Genomic DNA, 22,227 nt, shown 5'->3' with positions numbered 1-22,227 from the left:
ACGATCTCCGGCACGCCGGGATCTCGTTCTGGCTGTACTCCGGTGTGGACCCGGCCGAATGTGCTCGTCGCGTGGGCCAGAGCATCGAGGCCCTCTTCCGCCACTACGCCAAGTTCCTGGACGGCGTCCGGAAGCAGGCCAACCTCCTCATCGAGCAGTCGATGGAGGAGTGGGGCCGCGTCAGCAAGGGGGTGGCGAGTGAGGGCTGAGTCGGGGTTTTGGTCCGCCACTGGTCCGGAACAGCTGGTCAGGAGGGGGATAGCTTTGGGAGAAACTGGGAGTTACACCGCAAACCAGGCTTCGGTCTGAGTGGGTCGAGTAAAGGCGCCCGACGGGCAAAAGTCCTGGTCAGGCGCCTTTTTTCGCGCCTCTAGAAGAAGCCGAGCTTCTTCGCCGAGTACGACACCAGAAGGTTCTTCGTCTGCTGGTAGTGCTCCAGCATCATCTTGTGGGTCTCGCGGCCGATACCGGACTGCTTGTATCCGCCGAACGCCGCATGCGCCGGATACGCGTGGTAACAGTTCGTCCAGACGCGGCCCGCCTGAATCGCGCGGCCCGCCCGGTACGCCGTGTTGATGTCACGTGTCCACACCCCGGCCCCCAGGCCGTACAGCGTGTCGTTGGCGATCTTGATGGCGTCGTCGAAGTCGTCGAACGACGCGACCGAGACCACCGGGCCGAAGATCTCCTCCTGGAAGATCCGCATACGGTTGTCGCCCTCGAAGATCGTCGGCTGCACGTAGTACCCACCGGCCAACTCGCCGCCGTACTCCACGCGCTGCCCACCGGTCAGCACCCTGGCGCCCTCCTGCTGCCCGATGTCCAGGTAGGAGAGGATCTTCTCCAGCTGGTCGTTGGACGCCTGCGCGCCGATCATGGTGTCGGTGTCGAGCGGGTGCCCGGCCTTGATCTGCTCGGTGCGGGCGACGGCCGCTTCGAGGAACTCGCCGTACTGCCCCCGCTGCACGAGCGCCCTCGACGGACAGGTGCACACCTCGCCCTGGTTGAGCGCGAACATCGTGAAACCCTCGAGCGCCTTGTCCCGGAAGTCGTCATTCGCGGACCACACGTCGTCGAAGAAGATGTTCGGCGACTTGCCGCCCAGCTCCAACGTCACCGGCTTGATGTTCTCCGAGGCGTACTGCATGATCAACCGCCCCGTCGTGGTCTCCCCGGTGAAGGCGACCTTGGCGACACGTGGACTGGATGCCAGCGGCTTGCCCGCCTCGACGCCGAACCCGTTGACGATGTTGACGACCCCGGGCGGCAGCAGATCGGCGACCAGACTCAGCCAGTAGTGGATGGACGCCGGGGTCTGCTCGGCGGGCTTGAGGACGACGGTGTTGCCCGCGGCGAGGGCCGGCGCCAGCTTCCACGTGGCCATGAGGATCGGGAAGTTCCACGGAATGATCTGCGCGACGACGCCGAGCGGCTCGTGGAAGTGGTACGCGACAGTGTCCTCGTCGACCTCGCTCAGCGCCCCCTCCTGCGCACGGATGACACCCGCGAAGTACCGGAAGTGGTCGATGGCGAGCGGGATGTCGGCGGCCAGCGTCTCGCGGATCGGCTTGCCGTTCTCCCAGCTCTCGGCCACCGCCAGCTGCTCGAGGTTGGCCTCCATCCGATCAGCGATCTTCAGAAGCACGTCAGCGCGCCCGGTGGCCGATGTACGCCCCCACGCGGACGCCGCCGCGTGCGCCGCGTCGAGGGCACGCTCGACGTCCTCCGCGGTACCCCGGGCCACCTCGGTGAACGGTCGGCCGTTCACCGGGCTCGGGTTCTCGAAGTACTGGCCACGGGCGGGCGCCACGTATTCGCCGCCGATGAAGTGGTCGTAGCGCGACTGGTAGGAGACGATCGCGCCCTCGGTGCCGGGTGCTGCGTAACGGGTCATCTTTTGCTGGCCTCCCGGGGAAGGCTGCCCGCCGTCGGGCAGCTCTCGTCCGGAGGCTAGGAGCGTCGACGTTGCATCGACGTTGCGGTCCTCGACGCGTACGACCGACCGTACGAGGGTCAGGTCAGGTTCGTGCCCGGCCATGTCCGTTCGTGTGCGGCTACGCCAGTTCCGCGTCCAGCTCGTCCAGGCGGGCCAGCACGGGAGCCGTAGGGCGCAGCCCGGCCAGCGCCTGCCACACCGCCAAGTCCTCCTCGCCCCAGGGAGCGTGCGCCCAGTCCGCGAGCAGGTCCGGGTCGTTGCGCTCGACGAGTGCCGCCCGCATCTGGTCCGCGAGCCTGCGACGCAGTCGGACGAGAGCGGGAGCCTGGGACTGCGGCAGCAACGGCCCCGCATACGCAGCCGCGGCAGCCGCCACCGCCCCCGCACCGAGACGACGTTCCACCACGCCGACATCGCACTCGACAGGCACCGCCAGCCGATACGGCCGCGACCGAAGCAACTCCGCACCCAGCACCCGGCGCAGCCGCGCCATCTCGGCCCGCAACGTCACCTGCGACACCGACTCGTCCTCGTACAACGCGCACAGCAACGCGTCCCCCGACAGCCCCTCCGGGTGCCGAGCGAGCAGCACGACGATCTCGCTGTGCCTACGGCTGAGCCGCACCTTGCGCCCCTCCACGAGCAACAACGCCTCATCCCGCCCGAGCGCTGCCAGTTCCGCCTTCCCGTCCGACCTCACCGGCGGCGCGAGCAGGGCCAGTTGCGACTCACCAGCACGCGCGACCGCCTGTACGAAGGCGAGACTGTGCGGGTGCGCGAGCTCGTCCCCGCCGGTGATGTCCACCGCGCCGATCAGTCGTCCGGTCCGGGGATCGTGCACAGGAGCCGCCGCGCACGTCCACGGCTGCACCCGTCGCATGAAGTGCTCGGTGGCGAAGACCTGCACCGGCCGGCCCACGGCGACCGCCGTCCCCGGCGCGTTCGTCCCCATGGCGGACTCCGCCCACCGCGCACCCGGCACGAAGTTCATCCGCCCCGCCCGCTGTCGCGTCACCGCATGACCCTCGACCCACAACAGCCTGCCCTGTGCGTCGCACACGGCGAGCAGATGCTCCCCGTCCGCCGCGAAGGTGCCCATCAACTCACGGAACAACGGCATCACTCGCGCCAAGGGATGCTCCGAGCGGTATGCCCCGAGGTCCCCGTCGGTCAGCTCCACCGCCGCGCCGGTGCATTCCGGGCTCAGCCGCGCCCTGGCCGACCTCCGCCACGAGTCGGCCACCACCGAACGCACCGGACGAGTGATCGTCCCCGCGTCGGTGAACCTCTCGTGGGCCCTGCGCACCACCCGTACCCGCTCCGCGGGATCGACACCGGGCCCCAGAGCCACCCACGGATCGGACAACTCGGCCTCCCAGGACGGCGATGCGGTGTTGCCATCGTCGCCCCGGAGACGGAAGCCGACAAGGATGCGCAGCGCTTCAGGCGAAGTTGACGAGGCGCAGGTAGCGCGACCAGTCCCAGTACGGGCCCGGGTCCGTGTGGTCCGACCCGGGGACCTCATGGTGGCCGATGATGTGTTCGCGGTCCTTCGGGATGTCGTACTTCGAGCAGATGGCGGCGGTCAGCGCGGCGGACTGCTCGTACAGCGCGTTGGTGAAGTACTCGGGTTTGTCGACCCACCCTTCGTGCTCGACTCCGATGCTCCGTGTGTTGTAGGTCCAGTTCCCCGCATGCCAGCCGACGTTGCGCTCACGGACGCACTGGGCGATGTGACCGTCCTTGGAGCGCACGACGTAATGGGCCGACACCTTCTTCGCCGGGTTCTGGAAGATGGCGAGCGTGTCCGCGTACGTCTCCTGTGTGACGTGGATGATCACGTAGTCGATGGGGTAGGTGGTCGGGCGGTTGGCTGCCGTGTAGTTGGAGGAGCTGGCCGGGACCCATTCGGCCAGGGGAAAGTCGACGGCGCGAGCCTGTGCGGTCGCGGGGGTGGCGGGCAGGAGCGTCGCGGGCACGGCGGCTGCGACCGCGCCTTGCAGCAGCCTGCGCCGACTGGGGAAGCGTCTCACTCGATCCATGACTGGCCTGCCTCTCGGTGGGGGGTGGGGGAGGACGATGGCTGGACTGGCGCTGTACCTGAAAGGCCCGGGCGGCGGGTGTCCCACTGCGGTGGGTGGGCCACTGCTTTTCTGTGACGGCGAGGGTGCCGCCGGAGTGCTGCGCACAGGCGCAGCGCCGAACTTCGGCGGGCGCCGTCCTGGCGAAAGGCGCTGAGCTTTATGCGGGGTGCGGGTCCGTGCCCCGCGGCAGCGAGATCGCCGTCTCGCGCAACCGCGAGTGCGGTCCACGGCGAGTCTCGCGCGCGGGCAGCCACTCCTTGCGGATCTTGGCGATGCACGTGTAGTCGGTGTCGCAGACCTCGGAGTCCGTCCAGGCGTATTCGCCTGGCTCGGTCCGTACTGCCAGGATCTGAGCATCGTTCATCTCTGCGCCGCTCCACTCTGGCCGGATGGGCCGTCGGTCCGACCGGGGTGGGCCGCGCAACTCGCTCGGGTCCCGATCCGCGAAGCCGCATCCGTCGCTGACGTGTCGTCACCGCTGCGAGGCCTCGTGTGAATTACGTTACGGCGGCCGCCGGTTGAGGTGGAAGAGCCCGCGTCGGATCTGTGCACAGCGGCGTGATTGTGGATATCCCGGCCACTCGTTCGGGGTAGCGGTCGCCCGCCAAACGTGTACCGGCGGCCGTCGGCGTCCGCGGAGCCGCGCCGGCAGCTCCCTACGTTCGCTGAGCTGTCGTGCCCGCAGTGACGCCCGCCGGATCGTCCAGCACCGCCCGCGCCACCGAGTGCGCAGCCCCCAGCAGCGGCCCGTCAGGACCGAGCCCGGACACCGTCACCCCGCAGGCCCGGCCCGCGGTGCGCTCCGACAGCTCGTGCTCGAGCGCGGGCAGCAGCCATGGTGCTAGCCGCGACAGCGCACCGCCCAGCACGACGGCCTGCGGATCCAGCAGGTTCACCGCACCGGTGAGAGCGATACCCAAAGCCGTTCCGGCGTCGCTGAGTGCTCGCCGGACAGGCTCGTCGCCCGCGGCGGCGCGCTCGGCGAGCACTTCGCCGCGTTCCACGCCCGCGCCGTTCGGGTCGCCCGAGTCGCCCGAGTCGCCAGGGCCGCCCGGGCCCAGGCCCGCGGCGCGCAGGACCGCAGCTTCACCCGCGTACTGCTCCAGGCAGCCATGGCCTCCGCAGGGACAGGCAGGCCCGTCGGGACGGACGGGCACATGTCCCAACTCGCCGGCGAACCCCCGGATCCCCCTCAGCAGCCGTCCATCGACGACGAGTGCCGCGCCGATGCCGATCTCCGCCGACACGTGGAGGAAGTCCTCGGGCGATCCTTCGCCGAGCCACAGTTCCGCGAGCGCGCCGAAGTTGGCCTCGTTGTCCACCGTCAGCGGCAGATCGCCGGGCAGGAGTCGGCTCAGGTCGATGTCGTGCCAGCCGAGGTTGGGGGCGCGGACGACCGTCCCGGTGTCGCGAGCGACCAGTCCGGGCACGGCCACCGCAAGGCCCGCGGGAGCCAGCCCTTGCTGGTGCGCCTCGGCGCACACCTGCTTCACCAGGGCGGCGAGTTCCTTCAGTACAGGGGCGGGGGAGCGGTCACGGTTGGCGGACCGTCGCTCGGCGCGTGCGCGGATGTCCCCCCGCAGATCGACCGCGCACACCGCCAGATGGTCGACCCCCACCTCGGCGCCGATCCCGACCGGCCCCGTCGCGCTGACCGCCAGCGCCGATCCCGGGCGCCCCACCCGCCCAGGACGCTCGGGACCCAGCTCGTCCAGGAGCCCCGACCGGATCAGTTCGTCCACGAGCGTGGAGACGGCAGCGCGGGTCAGCCCGATGTGGGAAGCCACCGCCGCACGGGACAGCGGGCCGTGTGTGGCCACCGTGTGCATCACACGGGACAGGTTCCGGCGGCGCATCCCCTGCTGGGTGTCGGGCAGCCGCGCGCCGGATGTTCCCCGGCGCCGGTCGTGCGGCGGTGCGGTCATGCTTCGGTCAGTCCTCACTCCCCTTGGGGCACCCTGCCCAGGAGCGGCGCCGCGTCGGAGAGTACCCCGGAGATCCTGGACAGCGCCGCCTCGTCGCGCCGCACAGGGTCGAGCACGGGCCCCCGGGCCGTGTCCCAACGCCTCGCGACGGCGCTCGGGTCCTCCTCGGTCAGCAGGCCGGCCGCCTGCGCCGCGGCTCCGAGTGCCACCAGCTCCTGAGCCTCAGGGACCTGCACGGGACGCCCGGAGAGACGCCGCACCGTGTGCTGCCAGGCCTTGCCCCGCGCCCCGCCCCCGATGAGCAACAGCGGGGTCGACCGGTCGGCGTCGGCGTCAAGGACCAGGTCGAGTGCGCCGAGCAGTGAGTGGACGGCACCGTCGTACGCGGCCTGCAGCAGTTGCCCGGGCGTCGTGTCGTGCCGAAGGCCGTGCAGCACACCGGAGGAGTGGGGCAGGTTCGGTGTGCGCTCGCCGTCCAGGTAGGGCAGGAGCGTGGCCGAACCTCCTGGCTCCACCGCCTCACGCTCCAGATGGAGAAGTTCGGCCACTCGATCGACGGCCTGGGTGCAATTCAGGGTGCAGGCCAGCGGCAACCATGCGCCACGCGCGTCGGCGAAGCCCGCCACGGTACCGGTCGGGTCGGTGGGACGGCGCTCCGAGACGGCGTACACCGTGCCTGACGTGCCGAGGCTCAACACCGGTGTTCCGGGGCGCAGCCCGAGCCCCAGGGCCGCCGCCGCGTTGTCGCCGGTGCCGGGGCCGACCAGCGTGCCCTTGGAGAAGGGCAGTTCACCGCTGTCCCGGACCGTTCCGACGACCTCCCCGGGCCGCGCGACGCGGGGAAGCAGCGCGGGGTCGAGCCCCACCATGTCGAGGATGTCCTCGTCGTACTGCTCAGGGCCCGACGCCCACCAGCCCGTTCCGGAGACGTCGCCGCGGTCGGTCGTGCCGAGGCCCGTCAGCCGTTCCGTGAGGTAGTCGTGGGGCAGGCGCACCGCGGTGGTGGCGCGGGCCGAGGCGGGCTCGTGTTCGGTGAGCCAGGCCCACTTCGTCACGGTGAAGGAAGGCCCTGGCACGCTGCCGACCCGATCGGCCCACACTTTGGGTCCGCCGAGACGCTCCACGAGGCTGCGGGCCTGAGGGGCCGATCGCACGTCGTTCCAGAGCAGCGCCGGGCGGACCGGGCTGCCGTCCCTGCCGAGGGTGACGAGTCCGTGCTGCTGCCCTCCGATGGACACGGCGGCGGCCTCCCGGGCGGCCTGCCCGCACTGCTCCAGGGCCGTGCACAGGGCGTCCCACCACTCCCGAGGGTCGCTCTCGCGATGCTCGCCGGTGCTGACGCGGTGCCGGGCCTGCCCACGCGCGACCACCCGGCCCGTGGGCGCGTCGACGACCAGGACCTTGGTGGACTGCGTGGAGCTGTCCACCCCGACGACGAGAGGTCCCTGAGTGGTGGGCGCTGACGACATGACGGTCTCCGTTTCTGCGGCTGTCCCCGGGTGCGCTCCGGAGTTCACTCCTCGACCTTCCCAGCAGCGCCCTCGGATACTAATTTGTAAAGCGCCATGACGAAATAGGTGAGGGAGCCGCACATGAACTATCAGCCCACCCCTGAGGACAAGTTCAGCTTCGGCCTGTGGACGGTCGGCTGGCAGGGCCGGGACCCGTTCGGAGACGCCACCCGGGCAGCGCTCGACCCTGCCGACTCGGTGCGGCACCTCGCCGAACTGGGTGCCTACGGAGTGACCTTCCACGACGACGACCTGATTCCCTTCGGGTCCTCCGACTCGGAACGGCAGGCGCACATCAAGCGGTTCCGCCAGGCGCTGGACGCCACGGGCCTCGTCGTGCCGATGGCCACCACGAACCTCTTCACCCACCCCGTCTTCAAGGACGGCGGGTTCACCGCCAATGACCGCGACGTGCGGCGGTACGCGCTGAGGAAGACGATGCGCAACATCGACCTCGCGGCGGAGTTGGGTGCCCACACTTATGTGGCGTGGGGCGGCAGGGAGGGCGCGGAGTCCGGCGCGGCGAAGGATGTCACTGTTGCACTCGACCGCATGAAGGAAGCCTTCGACCTGCTCGGCGAGTACGTGACCACACAGGGCTATGATGTGCGTTTCGCCATCGAGCCGAAGCCCAACGAGCCGCGCGGCGACATCCTGCTGCCCACCGTCGGCCACGCTCTTGCGTTCATCGAGCGCCTGGAGCGCCCGGAACTGTACGGCGTGAACCCGGAGGTGGGGCACGAACAGATGGCGGGCCTCAACTTCCCGCACTCCATCGCTCAGGCGCTGTGGTCGGGCAAGCTCTTCCACATCGACCTCAACGGCCAGACCGGCATCAAGTACGACCAGGATCTGCGGTTCGGTGCCGGCGATCTGCGCAGCGCCTTCTGGCTGGTGGACCTCCTGGAATGGGGTGGGTACGACGGCCCCAGGCACTTCGACTTCAAGCCGCCGCGCACGGAGGACTTCGAGGGGGTGTGGGCCTCTGCTGCGGGCTGCATGCGCAACTACCTGATCCTGCGTGAGCGTGCGGCCGCGTTCCGGGCCGACCCCGAGGTGCGTGAGGCGCTGCGTGCCGCGCGCCTGGACGAGCTGGCCGTCCCCACGGCCGAGGACGGCCTCTCCGGCCTGCTCGCCGACCGGAGCGCCTATGAGACGTTCGACGTGGAGGAGGCCGCGGCACGCGGCATGGCCTTCGAGCGGCTCGACCAGCTGGCCATGGACCACCTGCTGGCAGCCCGGAGCTGATCCCCCCGGTCCGTGCGCGAGCAACCGGCGCAGGGGGCTCGCCATATGACCTGTACGAGGCGACTCTGGTGGGTATGGCCATGCCGCCCGTACCGCCGCAGCCGCCTCCGCCGCCCAGTGGTCCGCCGCCCGGCGGGGGAGGGTTCGGTCCCCCGCCGGGCGGCGGGTACGGGCCGCCCCCAGGGGCCGCGGGCCCGCCGTCGCCCCCACCTTCCGGCGGGCCGCCAGGGCGGCGCAACGGCCTGTTCGTCCTGCTCGCGGTCATCGTGGCTCTCGGAGCCGTCGCCGCAGTGGTTCTGCTGGTCACCGGCGACGACGGCGACGGCAAGAAGGAACCCGCCGGGTCCGACAGCAGTACAACGCGCGAACCCACACCCTCCTTGAGCATTCCGTCCCGGATTCCGAGCGAGTTGCCCACCGGCTTGCCGAGTGACGTCCCGTCGCTGCCGACCGACTTCCCCACGCTGCCGACCGAATTCCCGAGTGACCTCGGCTCGGCCGTACCCTCGCCCGCCGATGACCAGGTCCCGTACTACCTCTTGAAGACAGGCGACTGCTTCAACGTCGACAGCAGCCGGCCCGGCCAGGCCGCGAAGAGGTCGTGCAACCAACCGCACGACGCCGAAGTCGTGGAGTTCGCCGAACTTCAGGGCTCCTATACGACGGACGCGGCCCTGAAGAAGGCGGCGGCCGCCCTCTGTGAACGACCACTGGAACGCAAGGCGCGCAGCCAGCCGTCCGGAACGGTGCGCGGGACCCTGGTGCAGTATCCGGATGCCACGGGCTACAAGGTGGGCATCGACAATGTCGCGTGCAGCCTGGCGGGGGACAGCGGCCCGGGAAAGCACAAGCTCACCGGACCACTGTCCTGACCAAGTCAGTATCGCCGGGGGAGACGTACGTACGTCACCGTGGTCTCCGTGCCGCTGTCGACCAGCCGTCCGTCCTTGTCGAAGGCCTCCGGGCCGTCGCTCATCCCGAAGTCGTTGTCATTGATGAGGGCCAAAGTGCGACTGTCGACCCGGGCGACGCCCTCGATCTTGCCGGGCACGCCGCCGACCGTGTTCAGGTCGACCACCAGTCGTTTGCCGAGAACGGGCACTCCGGAGGAGGCGGGGTCGTCGAGCTCCTCCAAGGAGGGCCGAGTCGTGCTCCTGTCCCACTTGCTGCCCAGGATGTTCGCGCCGCGATCCAAAGTGACGGCCTGGAGACGTGCGGCTTTGTCGGTGCGCTCCTGGACGAGGAGCTTGTCGCGTCCTGTGGCGACAACGGAAGAGATCTTCAGTTCGGACGTGTCGTCCTCACCGGGATCCACGATGTCCACGGGATCGAACCGGTAGGCGTACTCCGCGGTGACGGCCTGCTCGGTCGGCGAGAAGCGCAGCAGCCGTGTGGTGCGAGAGTTCTCACCCGCGTCATCGTCCGGCAGGGAGAGCGGACTCTGCACGGCCATCACCAGGTCGCCGCCGGGGAGTTGGGTGAGCCCTTCGAAGCCGCGGTTCGTCTTGCGGTGCAGAAGGACGCCGGGCAGCGCCTCGACCACCGGGTAGTCGGCGCCCCGCAGCTTCAGCCCGCGCGGCACGTACCGCTTGATGATCTTTCCGCGCGCGGAGACATGGATCAGGGACGGCCCGTACTCGTCGACCAGCCAGAAGGTGCCGTCCGGGGCGCGCACGAGCCCTTCCGTGTCCAAGCCGTTCGGGTCGTACGGCACGGGGGTCTTCGCGTCGTACGAGTACGGGGCCTCGTCGCGGCCCTCTTGATTGGGCAACCCGGTGACGGGCTTTCCGGAAGAGGCCGTCAGCGGCAGCGCGGAGATGACCTTGATCTTGTCCCCACGGACCCGGATCTTCACGATCGCCGGATCGAAACCGGGGACAGGGAAGGTGCGGCGCTTCTTGCCATCGATCTTTATCTGACCGTTGGGTCCCCGATCGGTCACCGCCCAGAACTCACCCTTGCGGCCCGTCGGGTACAGGTCGCTGCCGATGCCGCCGAGGTCGACACCGCGGTCGTCCTTCACCGTGCCCGGCAGCAGCTTATTGCTGAAGGTGCCGAGCGGAATGTCGCCGAGGGTCGCGGCGGCGGTCACGCGCGCCTCGTCGTGTCCACCGCCCGGCCGGCCCGTCGCGGTGCCCGCCACCGTGAGGGCGGCCACCACGGCGAGTGGCAGGCCGATGGCCATGGAACGACGGACACGGCCCGTACGGGCGACGTGCGGGGACATCGGGGCCTCCTGGGGCACAGGGTTGGTGACAGCGGCCAGACTTCGCCGCCATCACGAACCTGAGGAAGCCTCCGAGTGAACGAGGGGTGATGTGCTGACGGCGCGCCCTCCTGAGGGGGGCAGGCGGGGCTGCCGACACAGGCCCCTAGCGCGCCCGGGTGGGGCGCGTCACTCGTTTCCGTCGGCGACGGCCAGTGCTGTCGCCGGGTCCTGGGCCGCGGGCCCTGCGGGAGCCCAACGGCCGCCCTCCTTGCGGTAGGGCCACCAGCGGCCGTCGCGCCCGTGGCGCAGCTGTACATCCGCGCCGACCACGGTCCAGCGGTTGTCCGTCGCGCGAAGCTGAGGCCGTTCGTCCTCGTCCCAGGCGGCGTCCAGTGCGGCCCGCGCGCGGGCCAGCGCCTCGTCCTTTGGCGTCCACATCTCTTCGAGGATGTGGAGGGCGGCGCGACCTCCGTACCTCCAGGCGCGGACGGCAAGGTCGAGAGCGTCCCGACCGCGCTCGGATGCCGCCGCGAGCCGCGTTTCGACCGCGGTACCGGGCCGCGCCGCCGCCAGGCGGACAGCGTCCTCGTCAGTCGACAAGTCGACCTCGACGGGGAGCCGTTCGTGGCCGGGCGCGAGCGCATCCGCCAGGACGCGGTATGCCTCGACAGCGGCCTGTGCGGCCAGGAACTCGACCGCGGCCACGTCCAGCCCCGCAGCGGGCTCCGCGTCCGTGTAGAGCGTCGGCGGCACACCGGGCTCCGCGGGCAGCGGAGGCAGCGCGGGCAGCGGCGGGAGGATGGCACCCTCCGCGTACGCCTCCGCGGCGTCCACACCCTCTGGACCGCCCTCCAGGGCGTCCCCGCCGGCCTCCTGTGCCTCAGCCGTCGAGGCGCTGCGCGTCTGCAGCTCGTCGAGAAGTATCCGCTCCCCGCGTCCTCGCATCAGTAGCAGCACGAACGGGTCCTCGTCGAGAAGACGCGCCACCTGGTAGCAGAGGGCAGCCGTATGTCCGCAGTGGTCCCACGCCTCGCAGTCGCACTCGGGCTCGAGGTCACCGATGCCGGGCAGGAGTTCGACGCCCGCCGCCGCGGAATCCTCCACCAAGTGCGGAGGCATGTCGCGGTCCAGGAGCGCGGCGATGTGGCCCGCCCGCTCGATGGCCATCTCCAGGAAGCGGTCCCACGCCTCCGGACTCAACTCCTGCAGCAGCACATCGGAACGGTGCGGTGTACCGTCCCGGTCCTTGACCACTGCCGTGATGCGGCCGGGGCGCACGGAAACAGCACCCACCGCGCCCGCGCGCGCGAGACGACGCCCGGCTTTCAGCTGCTGCAGATCCAGGGCGGTGTCCTCGAGAGCCTTCAACCAGGCCTGACCCCACCAGCTCTGCGCGAACCCTCGCCCGTGTGCGGGCGGCAACGCCGCGAACGTGCGCTCTTCCGACTGCGCGCCCCCGCGCGTGTCGTCCGCGTCGTCGTACGCCTCATCGTGGATGTCACTCATCGCGTGCCCCCTCGCAGCTCCACAAGATCCGACAATTCGGCATCGGTCAGCTCGGTGAGAGCGGCCTCGCCGGCTCCGAGGACGGAGTCCGCCAACTCCCGCTTGCGCAGCAGCATGTCGGCGATGCGGTCCTCGATCGTCCCCTCCGCGATCAGCCGGTGCACCTGCACCGGCTGCGTCTGCCCGATGCGGTACGCGCGGTCGGTGGCCTGCGCCTCCACCGCGGGATTCCACCAGCGGTCGTAGTGCACGACGTGCTCGGCACGCGTCAGGTTCAAGCCCGTTCCGGCCGCCTTCAAAGACAGCAGGAAGACCGGCACTTCACCGTCCTGGAAACGCTGCACCATGGCCTCCCGCTGCGCTACAGAAGTGCCCCCGTGCAGGAACTGCGAGGGAACACCACGCGCCGAGAGATGCTGCTCGATGAGCCGCGCCATCTGGACGTACTGCGTGAAGACGAGCACGCTCGCCTCTTCCGCGAGGATCGTGTCGAGCAACTCGTCCAGCAGCTCCAGCTTTCCGGAGCGTCCGGGGATGCGGGGCTCGTCCTCCTTGAGGTACTGCGCGGGGTGGTTGCAGATCTGCTTGAGCCCGGTGAGGAGCTTGACGATCAGACCCCTGCGCGCGAACCCGTCGGCGCCGGAAATGTCCGCCAGCGTCTCCCGCACCACCGCTTCGTAGAGGCCCGCCTGCTCCGCGGTGAGCGAGACGGCACGGTCGGTCTCCGTCTTCGGTGGCAACTCGGGTGCGATCCCCGGATCCGATTTGCGGCGGCGCAGCAGAAACGGCCGCACGAGCTGTCCGAGCCGCTCGGCAGCAGCAGGATCCGAACCGCCCTCGACGGCTTGGGCGTACCGCGTACGGAAAGTGCCGAGCCGGCCGAGCAGACCGGGGGTCGTCCAGTCGAGAATGGCCCACAGTTCGGAGAGGTTGTTCTCCACAGGTGTGCCGGTGAGCGCCACGCGCGCGCGTGTACCGATCGTGCGCAGCTGCTTCGCCGTGGCCGAGTACGGATTCTTCACGTGCTGCGCCTCGTCGGCGACGACCATGCCCCAGGAGGCTTGGCCGAGCCTTTCCGCGTCGAGCCGCATCGTCCCGTAGGTGGTCAGGACGAACTCGCCGTCCGCCAGATCGTCGAGGTTGCGCTGGGAGCCGTGGAAGCGGCGTACACGCGTACCTGGCGCGAACCTCTCGACCTCGCGCTGCCAGTTGCCCATGAGCGACGTCGGACAGACCACCAGGGTGGGCCCGGCGGACTCCTCCTGCGTCTGACGGTGCAGATGCAAGGAGATGAGCGTGATCGTTTTGCCGAGACCCATGTCGTCGGCGAGGCAGGCGCCCAGCCCGAGCGACGTCATGCGTGCCAGCCAGTTCAGACCGCGCAGCTGGTAGTCGCGCAGCTCGGCGGCGAGGGCCACGGGTTGGCCGACCGGCTCCATGCCTTCCGGATCGGCGAGCCGCTCGCGCAGGGTGGCGAGCCACCCCGTAGGCTCCACGTCGACTCGCTGCCCCCCGACCTCGGCCGTGCCCGTCAGCACGGCGCCGAGCGCGTCGATCGGGGTGACCTTGTGGTCCTGCTGGTCGCGGGCGCGGCGGACCTCCGCCGGATCCACCAGCACCCACTGGTCGCGCAGGCGGACCACGGGACGGTTCGACTCCGCGAGGCGGTCCAGCTCCGCCCGTGTGAGCTGCTGGTCACCCAGCGCGAAACGCCAGTTGAAGGCGAGGAGGGCGTCGGCCGAGAGGAAGGACCGCGTGTCCGAGGACAGCTTGTGCGGTCCCTTCCGGTCGCTCTCGTCGTCGTCCGCCGGCCCGATGACGGCGTGTGCCGTGAGATTGCGCGCCAGTTCCCGGGGCCAGTGCACGTCGACGCCCGCGGCCGCCAACACGCGGGCGCCATCGCTCAGGAGCGCGGTGACGTCCTCGTCGGCGAGCTCGATCGCGTCGGGGACGGTGGCGGACAGGAGAGGGGCCAGCGGCGGCCACGCGCGCGTGGCACGACGCAACGCGAGCAGGGCGTCCATACGCGCCCGCGGGCCGAAGGCCTGGCCCGAGGCGCCGAACCCCGCCCACACCTCCGCGGCATCCGCGACGAGCGAGGGATCGCTGACACTGTGCAACTGCAGTACGGCCCGGAAGGGCAGCAGGGTGCCGTCGTCGGCAACCGTGGCGAGGCCGGGAATCTCCACACGCAGTGAGATCCGCACCCCGGCGTCGTGCCCGGCGGCGACGTCCAGCGCCCAGGCGCGCTGCTCCGGCACGTGCTGGGGCTCCGGAGCGGCGAATACGGGCCCGCCGGCGGCCAGTGGCGCGGCGGGGGAGCGCGGGAGGGTGTCGGCCACGGCGTCGAGGAACTGGCGCAGGACATGCTCGGGTTCGGGCAGCCGCGGCGGGACGCTGGCGTGCAGCGGCAGAGCGTGGGCGGCGGGCGGCATCGCAGCGGCCAGCTCACGCAGCCGTTGCAGATCCTCGGAACTCAGCGGACCGGCGCGCCACGCGTCGTGATCACTGACGGTCAGCCCCGGCAACAGCAGACCGCGCGCCGCCAGTTGCAGGGCCAACACTCCTGCTGTCCCCCAGAAGGCGCCCGTCGGATGCGTCTCCGTGGCGGCACGCGCGCGCGTGAGGACGGGCAGCGCGGCGCGGACGGGAACCAGTGCTGCGGTGACGGGCGCGAGCTCGACGCCCTCGTCCCCCGGTACGACGAGGGTCAGTTCTTCGTGGACACCGGCTGAGGTGTGGGGCGGCTCGGTGCCGTCGGCATGCCAGAAAGCCACACGTCCGTCGCGGGGCGGGTCGGCAGGCACGAAGAGAACGGAACAGCGCGACAGTTCGGAGATCTCGGAGCGGGACACGACAGGGAGCCTGTGCACAGCGATGGCGCATTCCTCAAATTTGACTACTGAGACCAGAGCGGCCGAGAGTACAGCACGGCGAGGCCTTCGCGAAGGTCATGGCGCGGTGATCCAGGTCACTTCTCCTTCGGGGGGTGTAGCCAGCCCCCCTGACGGACGGTGCTGGCCCCCGGTTGGACACGGGTGGTGCCGCCATGGTTGCCCCAGGTCGCTGATCCGTACGTTCTATCAGGTCAGCCCGTTGTCATGAAGACCGGAGACCCACCATGCCCCAGGCCGCCGCAGTAGCGGAACGCCCCCCATCCAGCACCCGCGGGCAGAGTGCCGGAAGTGATTTCGCCCCTCTCCTGCGCACGGTCAAGGAACAAGGCCTCCTCAACCGGCGCACCGGATGGTACGCGCGAACCATCGCGCTCAACGCCGGTGCGCTGACCGCCGTGGGCGTCGGCATGTTCCTTCTCGGCACCTCATGGTGGGTGCTCCTGCTCGCGCCAGTGCTGTCCGTCCTGTGCGCCCGGACAGCGTTCATCGGTCATGACGCGGGCCATTCGCAGATAACGGCGGACCGTTCCGTGGGCCGTGCCATCGGTCTCGTGCACGGCAATCTCCTGCTCGGGATGAGCTCGGCCTGGTGGAACGACAAACACAACAGACACCACGCCAACCCCAACCACGTCGACAAGGACCCCGACGTCGCCGCGAACGTCCTCGTGTGGACCAGTCGCCAGGCCAAGGTGCGCGTCGGATTCCGGCGTTGGCTCACCCGTAACCAGTCCTGGCTCTTCTTTCCGTTGACGCTCCTCCAGGGCGTCGCCATGAAGATCTACGGCTTCCAGGACCTGCGGCGGCAGGGTCCGCGCGAACGCGTCGTGGAAGGCCTGCTACTGGTCGCGCATCTTGTCGGCTACGTGACGTTGCTTCTCACCGCCATGCCCCTCGGCCACGCGATCGCCTTCGCCGCGGTCCACCAGGCACTGTTCGGTCTGCACCTCGGACTGGCCTTCGCACCCAACCACAAGGGCATGGAGATGCCGGATCCGAACGGCGAGCGCTGGGGGCATCTGCGTCGCCAGGTGCTCACCTCGCGCAACATCCGCGGCGGCCCGGTGACCGACTGGTTCCTCGGCGGACTCAACTACCAGATCGAGCATCACCTGTTTCCGAGCATGCCCAGGCCCCACCTGCGGCTGGCCCAGCCCGTAGTGCGCGCCCACTGTGCCGCTGTGGGCATGTCCTACACGGAGGCCGGGTTCGTCGACTCCTACCGGCAGGTCCTGCGGCACATGTACGAAGTCGGCGAGCCGCTCCGGGTCGAGTAGGCCTGAAACCGGTGAGGCGGGGACCAGTGAGGCCCGGGAACCAGTAGGGGGCGCGACTCAGGGCTTTCTCAGGGGCGCGGTCAGGAACCGTGCGAGAGCTGACGCCGTTTTCCAGGACAGAGAGCGGCACACGCCGCGAAGGAGGCGACGCACATGTCGAAGAACGCGAAGATCGCCGCAGGTGGTGTGGCGGCCGGGATCATTCTGCTGATCTGGCTGCCTTGGTGGGCCGCACTCCTGATCGTGCTCGGAGTCCCCGCGGCGGCATATCTCACGCTCGACTCGGGCCAGCGGCGCCGACTGCGCCGCGTCACCCGCAAGGAGATAGGCCACTGAGGACCGCTCGGTCCGGCCGGCCTGACGGGTGAGGACGACGGGTGGCCCGTCAGCCGGCTCAGGACGGACGCACCGCCATCTTGTCGAGGGCCTCCAGCAGCGCGGGAAGCTCAGGGCCACGGCCTACCGGACGTACTTCCCCCGGCTCTTCGTCCAGGAGCACGAAGGCAATGTCGTCGGTTCTGGCGACCAGCGACCAGCCGGGGCCGTCGGCCCGCAGAGTGCGCGCGTCACCCGAGGCGAAAGCCGACCGCACCCGTCCTAGGGGCGGCGGCGTGTCCACGTAGGCGCGGGCTTCCGCCAGGACGCGCCTGACACCGGTCAGAGGTGCCGCCTCGGCATCCGCTTGAGTGTGCTTCTTCTCGGCTACCGCCGTCTCGAAGTCACTGTCGTCGACCTGTGCCCGCCAGGCCGCCCACTGCAGCGCTATCTCGTCCGCACCCAGCCGCCGCTGTGCGGGGCCCCAGTCGTCGGCCTCCGGTGGCGCCAGCGGAGGCCGGCCTGCCTCGGTATCGGGTTCGGGGTCGTGCGGAGCAGGAACTCCGGGAGCTGCCACCGCGACCGCGAGCGGCCATCCGGGCAGTGCGGTGACCACGGTGCGTTCATCGGGGGAGAGGTCGTACTCCATGCCGCAGTCCCACGAGGCGATCGCCACGGCCACGAGCGACACGTCGTCGACGACGACTGTCCAGCGCGCACCCCCGCCGTCCTGGCCGAGCACCAGTCCGTAGCCTCCCGCTATCGGTGGCAGATCCAGCGTCGCGCAGGCCTCCGGGTAGTCGTCGCCCAGCACACTGGGAAACTTCGCGGGCGTCAGGAGCACCGCCGTCAGTACGTACAGCGCGTCGTCATCGGCGGCGACAGCGTCGTCCGTTCCGGCCATGCCAGCCTCCCCATCGCTTCATCCGTCGGCGCACCCTAACCACTGGCCCCGGAGATCGTCGAGAGGTGGATGACCAGGAAAATCACCGGCCCACCACCTTTCGGGGCGAGCGAGGCGGGGGGCCGCCTCAAGCGGCAGGCAGGCCAAGGAGCAAGCGGGCCACGTCGTGTGGGGACTCGTCGCGTTCGCGCGCCAGGGCTATGACGGCACGGCACGCGAGCTCGTTGACGCCGAAGGACAGTGCCTCCGGAGAGACCCAGCCAGTCGCTTCGTCCATCGTGGGCTGATCGTCCTCGGCGCACGCCGCGACATAAACGGCGGCCGCTTCGAAGAGGTTGTGCGGGCGTTGGTGCTTGTGGTGGCCGCGCGCGGTCCCGTTCTCGGACTGTGGTGGTTTGTCGGCGCGCCAGAACTTGCGGAGTGCGTCAAACATGTGGTCAACCTTCCCCCGGTATGTGCCACCACCGTTGTTCCCTGCATCTGCCCCACGCCAACGTAGAGTGAGTGCTCCGGTGACAGAAGGGGGACCGCGCGGTGAAGCGTTTCGAGCGGCTCGAGCAGATCAGGCGCCTCGATCCAGAGCGGGACTACCTCGAGATCTACCGTCTCACCACGACGTTCGAATTCCCGTGGGATTACACGCGCGCACTCGAACTCGCCCTCTATCGCACGTACGCGGTGCCCAGCATCGGGCGGCTGCTCGCACAGACGGCAGAGCTGACGGACCGTACGCAGAAGAGGTACGACGACACGGCCCTCCTGCTCGACGCCGTTGTGGAGCACGGCTTCGCCGACGACGAGGGACGCACCGCCATCCGCCGCATCAACCAGATGCACCGCAGTTACGACATCAGCAACGACGACATGCGATACGTGCTGTGCACGTTCGTGGTGGTGCCGAAGCGGTGGATCGACACCTACGGCTGGCGCAGGCTCTCGCGTCACGAGACGGCCGCCGCCGCCACGTACTACCGCACCCTCGGGCAGCACATGGGCATCAAGCAGATCCCGGGCACCTACGAGGAGTTCGAGAACTTCCTCGACGCGTACGAAGAGGCGCACTTCGGGTGGGATCAAGGGGGTCGTAGTGTCTCCGACGCGACTCTGGACCTGATGGCCTCGTGGTATCCGAGCCCCCTGGCACCCATGCTGCGCAAGGCGACCCTCGCGCTGTTGGACGAGCCCTTGCTGCGGGCCTTCCGCTACGAAGAGCCGGACGCGCTCACCCGCTCGCTGGTTCGGGGAGCCGTGCGGCTGCGAGGGCGTGCCGTGCGTCTCATGCCGCCGCGCAGACTGCCGCATTACGCGCGTCAGAACCGGGAGATCAAGGGCTATCCCGACGGGTACGAGGTTGCCGAACTCGGCTCGTTCCCCGTGCCGGGCGTTCGCGGCTGCCCGGTGCCGCACAAGGGCACGTCAGCGAGCGCTCCGGTCGAGTGATGCCAAGGTGTCGCGCAGCCAGGTGAGTTCGGCCCGGCTCGTCGCGCGCGCGATCGTGAGGATCCCGCGCCGGAAGGGGTCGTCCAGCTCCTCCGCGCGCAGGGGCCGTTCGCCGTCGTAGAAGAAGCTGGCCGGCTCCTCCAGAAAGGCGAGTCGCCGCCGCAGTACCCCCGCCTGCGCCTGCGCGTCGTCGAGGTGACGCAGGAAGGCGAGAAGTGTGAACCAACGGTTCTCGTCGGTGATGTCCCCCCGCGCCGGATCCGCGAGCCGCTTGTGCAGTTCCAGCCTACCGGCCGGAGTGAGGCTCAGGACGTGGCGCGGCGCGGCCACGGCGCCCGGCTGAGTCTCCCTGGCCAGCAGCCCGGCCTTCTCCAGCCGCTTGATGGCGGGGTACAGCGTGCTCTCCGCCACGGGCCGCACGTGCCCGGCCAGTGCGGTGATGCGCTTGCGCAGCTCGTAGCCGTGCAAGGCGGTGTCGTAGAGGAATCCGAGGATGGCCAGTTCGAGCATGAACTGCATTCTGCCTCACGGAGCCTACTCATCCGCTGTACCCCTGCTACGTAATACATCGGTGCCGATGTATGGTCTCCGGGGTCGCCCCAACGGTGGGCGGAGTGAACGACACGACGAAGGAAACGGGGTGCGGTGGTGAAGGAGGCCCAGTTCGATGCGCAGGGCAGCCGGGTGCGGTGGACCGAGGTGGACGGGACCGGCCCGGCACGGGTCTACGTCCATGGCCTCGGTGCAGCGTCCACGGTCTACCACGCGCACATAGCCGCCCGCCCCGAACTGGCGGGCAGACGCTCGCTGTTCGTTGACCTGCCCGGACACGGCCTCAGCGACCGGCCGGCCGACTTCGCCTACTCCCTGGAAGATCACGCAGACGCATTGGCGGCCGTCCTGGACGAGGCGCAGGTGGTCGGGGCGGAAATCGTCGCGCACAGTATGGGTGGCTCGGTAGCCATCGTGCTCGCACACAGGCGTCCCGAGCTGGTGGCCAGGCTGGTGCTCACCGAGGCCAACCTCGATCCTCACCCTCCCGTCACAGCAGGCAGCAGCGGCATCGCCGCGTACACGGAGGAAGACTTTCTGGCGGGTGGCTACGCGCGCGTGCTGGAGAGGGTCGGCCCCACCTGGGCGGCCACCATGCGTCTCGCGGACCCCCTGGCTCTCCATCGCAGCGCGTCGGGACTTGTCGCGGGCGCCCGGCCGACGATGCGGCGGATGCTCATGGAACTTCCGGTAGAGCGTGTCTACTTGCAGGGCGATGCGAGCGGAGAGCTTGCTGGACGCGACGAACTGACGGCAGCAGGGGTGCGCGTGGTGACCGCGCCGGGAGCGGGACACAACGTCATGTTCGACAACGCGGACGCTTTCGTCGCCGCGATCGCCGGATGACGACCCGACCCGCTCTGTCGCTCGCGGACCGGGTCGGGTTCAGTCCTGGCGTACGGCCAGAGCGAGGAAGCGGGCATCCTCGTCGACGTACGAGGTCATGAGCCAGCCGGAACCTGCGAGCAGCGGTCCCAGGTTGGCCTCCGCCCGCAGGTCGGCCGGGGTGATCTGCCGCCCCTGACGTGCCGCGAGCGCCGCCCTGCCGATGGGGTGAAAGAGTGCCAGCAGCCCTCCGGGACGGACGACCCGCCACAGCTCCCGGAGGTTCTCGGCGGGGTCGGGCAGATGCGAGATCAGCCCGGCGCCGAACACGGCGTCGAGTGACCGCGTGCGCACCGGAAGACGCGTCACGTCGGCGAGCAGCAGTTGCCCGGCAAGGTCCCTGCCCGCCTGTGTCGCGGCTACCAGCATGGCCGGCGTCAGGTCGGCGCCGAGCACCACGCCCGAGGGCCCTACGGCGTCCCTGAGCGCCGGGAGTGCCCGTCCCGTACCGCAGCCGGCGTCGAGCACGGTGGAGCCGGTGCTCAGGGCGAGTTCGGCAACAGCGGCTCGATAGGCGGGCCCGTCATCGGGAAAGCGCGTGTCCCAGTCGGCCGCGCGGGCCGTGAAGAACTCTTGGACCTGCGTGTGGTCGTCGCTCATGCGACCCATGATCCCGCAAAGTGCCGTACGCGCGTTGGGTGCACTCGTTCGAGCGTGACGCGATCGTTCAGGGCCGTCTCTCTGTCACATTCCAGCAGCTTTCGAAATGCGCCCCCGCCGTGCGCCCTCCCTCGGACTACCGTCCCGGGGCCATGGGACACCTGGACCACACCATCTTCGGCTGGCTGACCCCGGTGCTGTCGTACGCGATGGCCAGTATCGGCGCCGCTCTCGGTCTGTGCTGCACCGTCCGCGCCCTGGACGCCACAGGCAGGTCGCGGCGGAACTGGCTCATCACCGCCGCCTCCGCCATCGGGACGGGCATCTGGACGATGCATTTCGTCGCCATGCTCGGCTTCGGCGTCACCGGCACGGAGATCCATTACAACGTGCCTCTGACCTTCGTAAGCCTCCTGGTCGCGATGGCCGTCGTGGGCGCCGGGGTCTTCGCTGTGGGATACGGCCGCGATCGAGGACGCGCCCTCGCGCTGGGTGGGCTCACCACGGGGCTCGGCGTCGCCAGCATGCACTACCTCGGCATGGAGGCCCTGCGCCTGCATGGAGACGTGCGGTACGACCCAGTCCTGGTCGCGCTCTCCGTACTCATAGCGGTCGTTGCGGCAACCGCAGCGCTGTGGGCCGGCCTCAACATCAAGTCCCCGCTCGCGGTCGTCGCGGCTTCTCTGGTCATGGGTGGCGCGGTGACGAGCATGCATTACACCGGCATGTTCGCGGTCAGCGTGCGGGTGACCCCCTCCGAAGCCGCCCTGCCCGGAGCCACCACGATGCAGTTCATCTTTCCCGTCGCCGTCGGCCTCGGCTCCTACCTGTTCCTGACCTCTGCCTTCGTCGCGCTGTCCCCGACCAAGGGTGAGCGTGAGGCCTCCGTGTCGGCCCAGCGACCGGTTGACGGTGTCGCCTCCTGAAGAGGCATTCGG

Annotated in this window: 20 protein-coding genes and 1 pseudogene; 8 read left to right on the top strand and 13 right to left on the bottom strand. The window is 69.7% G+C overall.

Annotated elements, in window-relative coordinates; genetic code table 11:
- Nucleotides 1–71 precede the first annotated feature (71 nt).
- Nucleotides 72–209, top strand: a complete 138-nt coding sequence (locus AC07DO_RS08690; protein ID WP_479057922.1) for an integrase — start codon at nucleotides 72–74, stop codon at nucleotides 207–209.
- Nucleotides 210–370: 161 nt separating this feature from the next.
- Here AC07DO_RS08690 and exaC read toward each other — a convergent pair whose 3' ends face one another.
- The 6 genes and pseudogenes from exaC to xylB form a co-directional block, all read right to left on the bottom strand.
- Nucleotides 371–1,894, bottom strand: coding sequence for an acetaldehyde dehydrogenase ExaC (gene exaC, locus AC07DO_RS08685; protein WP_479057921.1), 1,524 nt, complete (start codon nucleotides 1,892–1,894; stop codon nucleotides 371–373).
- A gap of 160 nt (nucleotides 1,895–2,054) precedes the next feature.
- Nucleotides 2,055–3,302 (bottom strand): winged helix-turn-helix domain-containing protein, encoded by a 1,248-nt coding sequence (locus AC07DO_RS08680; RefSeq protein ID WP_479057920.1) that lies wholly within the window; start codon nucleotides 3,300–3,302, stop codon nucleotides 2,055–2,057.
- A 76-nt stretch (nucleotides 3,303–3,378) separates the two neighbouring features.
- Nucleotides 3,379–3,978 carry an N-acetylmuramoyl-L-alanine amidase gene (locus AC07DO_RS08675; protein ID WP_479057919.1) on the bottom strand — a complete coding sequence of 200 codons (600 nt, stop codon included), beginning with the start codon at nucleotides 3,976–3,978 and terminating at the stop codon, nucleotides 3,379–3,381.
- Nucleotides 3,979–4,177: 199 nt separating this feature from the next.
- Nucleotides 4,178–4,324, bottom strand: a pseudogene (locus AC07DO_RS08670) (acetamidase/formamidase family protein); the annotation flags it as partial.
- A 352-nt stretch (nucleotides 4,325–4,676) separates the two neighbouring features.
- Nucleotides 4,677–5,945, bottom strand: a complete 1,269-nt coding sequence (locus tag AC07DO_RS08665; RefSeq protein WP_479057918.1) for an ROK family protein — start codon at nucleotides 5,943–5,945, stop codon at nucleotides 4,677–4,679.
- 14 nt (nucleotides 5,946–5,959) lie between these two features.
- Complete coding sequence (xylB, locus tag AC07DO_RS08660; RefSeq protein WP_479057917.1) at nucleotides 5,960–7,414, bottom strand: xylulokinase; 1,455 nt, start codon at nucleotides 7,412–7,414, stop codon at nucleotides 5,960–5,962.
- A 123-nt stretch (nucleotides 7,415–7,537) separates the two neighbouring features.
- Here xylB and xylA point away from each other — a divergent pair, with 123 nt between their 5' ends.
- Both xylA and AC07DO_RS08650 read left to right on the top strand, forming a co-directional pair.
- Nucleotides 7,538–8,704 carry a xylose isomerase gene (gene xylA, locus AC07DO_RS08655; protein ID WP_479057916.1) on the top strand — a complete coding sequence of 389 codons (1,167 nt, stop codon included), beginning with the start codon at nucleotides 7,538–7,540 and terminating at the stop codon, nucleotides 8,702–8,704.
- Nucleotides 8,705–8,994: 290 nt separating this feature from the next.
- Complete coding sequence (locus tag AC07DO_RS08650) at nucleotides 8,995–9,576, top strand: hypothetical protein (protein ID WP_479057915.1); 582 nt, start codon at nucleotides 8,995–8,997, stop codon at nucleotides 9,574–9,576.
- 5 nt (nucleotides 9,577–9,581) lie between these two features.
- Here AC07DO_RS08650 and AC07DO_RS08645 read toward each other — a convergent pair whose 3' ends face one another.
- The 3 genes from AC07DO_RS08645 to AC07DO_RS08635 form a co-directional block, all read right to left on the bottom strand.
- Nucleotides 9,582–10,931 (bottom strand): esterase-like activity of phytase family protein, encoded by a 1,350-nt coding sequence (locus AC07DO_RS08645; protein ID WP_479057914.1) that lies wholly within the window; start codon nucleotides 10,929–10,931, stop codon nucleotides 9,582–9,584.
- Nucleotides 10,932–11,099: 168 nt separating this feature from the next.
- The gene (locus AC07DO_RS08640) at nucleotides 11,100–12,419 is read right to left on the bottom strand and encodes an SWIM zinc finger family protein (RefSeq protein WP_479057913.1); all 1,320 of its coding nucleotides are present in this window, start codon (nucleotides 12,417–12,419) and stop codon (nucleotides 11,100–11,102) included.
- Nucleotides 12,416–15,292: a DEAD/DEAH box helicase gene (locus AC07DO_RS08635; RefSeq protein ID WP_479057912.1), complete on the bottom strand. Its 2,877-nt coding sequence runs from the start codon at nucleotides 15,290–15,292 to the stop codon at nucleotides 12,416–12,418. The genes AC07DO_RS08640 and AC07DO_RS08635 overlap by 4 nt, the downstream gene beginning before the upstream one ends.
- A 248-nt stretch (nucleotides 15,293–15,540) precedes the next feature.
- Here AC07DO_RS08635 and AC07DO_RS08630 point away from each other — a divergent pair, with 248 nt between their 5' ends.
- Together AC07DO_RS08630 and AC07DO_RS08625 are read left to right on the top strand one after the other, a co-directional pair.
- Nucleotides 15,541–16,593, top strand: a complete 1,053-nt coding sequence (locus AC07DO_RS08630; RefSeq protein WP_479057911.1) for a fatty acid desaturase family protein — start codon at nucleotides 15,541–15,543, stop codon at nucleotides 16,591–16,593.
- 153 nt (nucleotides 16,594–16,746) lie between these two features.
- A complete protein-coding gene (locus tag AC07DO_RS08625) occupies nucleotides 16,747–16,929 on the top strand; it encodes a hypothetical protein (RefSeq protein ID WP_479057910.1) in 183 nt (60 codons plus the stop codon).
- Nucleotides 16,930–16,987: 58 nt separating this feature from the next.
- On the opposite strand, the gene AC07DO_RS08620 is transcribed toward AC07DO_RS08625, so the two are convergent.
- Nucleotides 16,988–17,812, bottom strand: coding sequence for a hypothetical protein (locus AC07DO_RS08620; RefSeq protein ID WP_479057909.1), 825 nt, complete (start codon nucleotides 17,810–17,812; stop codon nucleotides 16,988–16,990).
- A 127-nt stretch (nucleotides 17,813–17,939) separates the two neighbouring features.
- Complete coding sequence (locus AC07DO_RS08615; RefSeq protein ID WP_479057908.1) at nucleotides 17,940–18,245, bottom strand: hypothetical protein; 306 nt, start codon at nucleotides 18,243–18,245, stop codon at nucleotides 17,940–17,942.
- A gap of 101 nt (nucleotides 18,246–18,346) precedes the next feature.
- Between AC07DO_RS08615 and AC07DO_RS08610 the strand changes: the two genes are divergently transcribed.
- On the top strand, nucleotides 18,347–19,252 hold the full coding sequence (locus AC07DO_RS08610) for an oxygenase MpaB family protein (RefSeq protein ID WP_479057907.1): 906 nt from the start codon (nucleotides 18,347–18,349) through the stop codon (nucleotides 19,250–19,252).
- On the opposite strand, the gene AC07DO_RS08605 is transcribed toward AC07DO_RS08610, so the two are convergent.
- Nucleotides 19,229–19,762 carry a PadR family transcriptional regulator gene (locus tag AC07DO_RS08605; RefSeq protein ID WP_479057906.1) on the bottom strand — a complete coding sequence of 178 codons (534 nt, stop codon included), beginning with the start codon at nucleotides 19,760–19,762 and terminating at the stop codon, nucleotides 19,229–19,231. The genes AC07DO_RS08610 and AC07DO_RS08605 overlap by 24 nt on opposite strands.
- A 138-nt stretch (nucleotides 19,763–19,900) precedes the next feature.
- Between AC07DO_RS08605 and AC07DO_RS08600 the strand changes: the two genes are divergently transcribed.
- The gene (locus tag AC07DO_RS08600) at nucleotides 19,901–20,650 is read left to right on the top strand and encodes an alpha/beta fold hydrolase (protein ID WP_479058569.1); all 750 of its coding nucleotides are present in this window, start codon (nucleotides 19,901–19,903) and stop codon (nucleotides 20,648–20,650) included.
- A 39-nt stretch (nucleotides 20,651–20,689) separates the two neighbouring features.
- Here AC07DO_RS08600 and AC07DO_RS08595 read toward each other — a convergent pair whose 3' ends face one another.
- On the bottom strand, nucleotides 20,690–21,289 hold the full coding sequence (locus tag AC07DO_RS08595; protein WP_479057905.1) for a class I SAM-dependent methyltransferase: 600 nt from the start codon (nucleotides 21,287–21,289) through the stop codon (nucleotides 20,690–20,692).
- 152 nt (nucleotides 21,290–21,441) lie between these two features.
- Between AC07DO_RS08595 and AC07DO_RS08590 the strand changes: the two genes are divergently transcribed.
- Nucleotides 21,442–22,215 (top strand): MHYT domain-containing protein, encoded by a 774-nt coding sequence (locus tag AC07DO_RS08590; RefSeq protein ID WP_479057904.1) that lies wholly within the window; start codon nucleotides 21,442–21,444, stop codon nucleotides 22,213–22,215.
- The last annotated feature ends 12 nt before the right edge of the window (nucleotides 22,216–22,227 follow it).

It is taken from the genome of Streptomyces sp. NPDC045678 (assembly GCF_056432085.1).
This window is presented reverse-complemented; position numbering and strand designations above follow the sequence as displayed.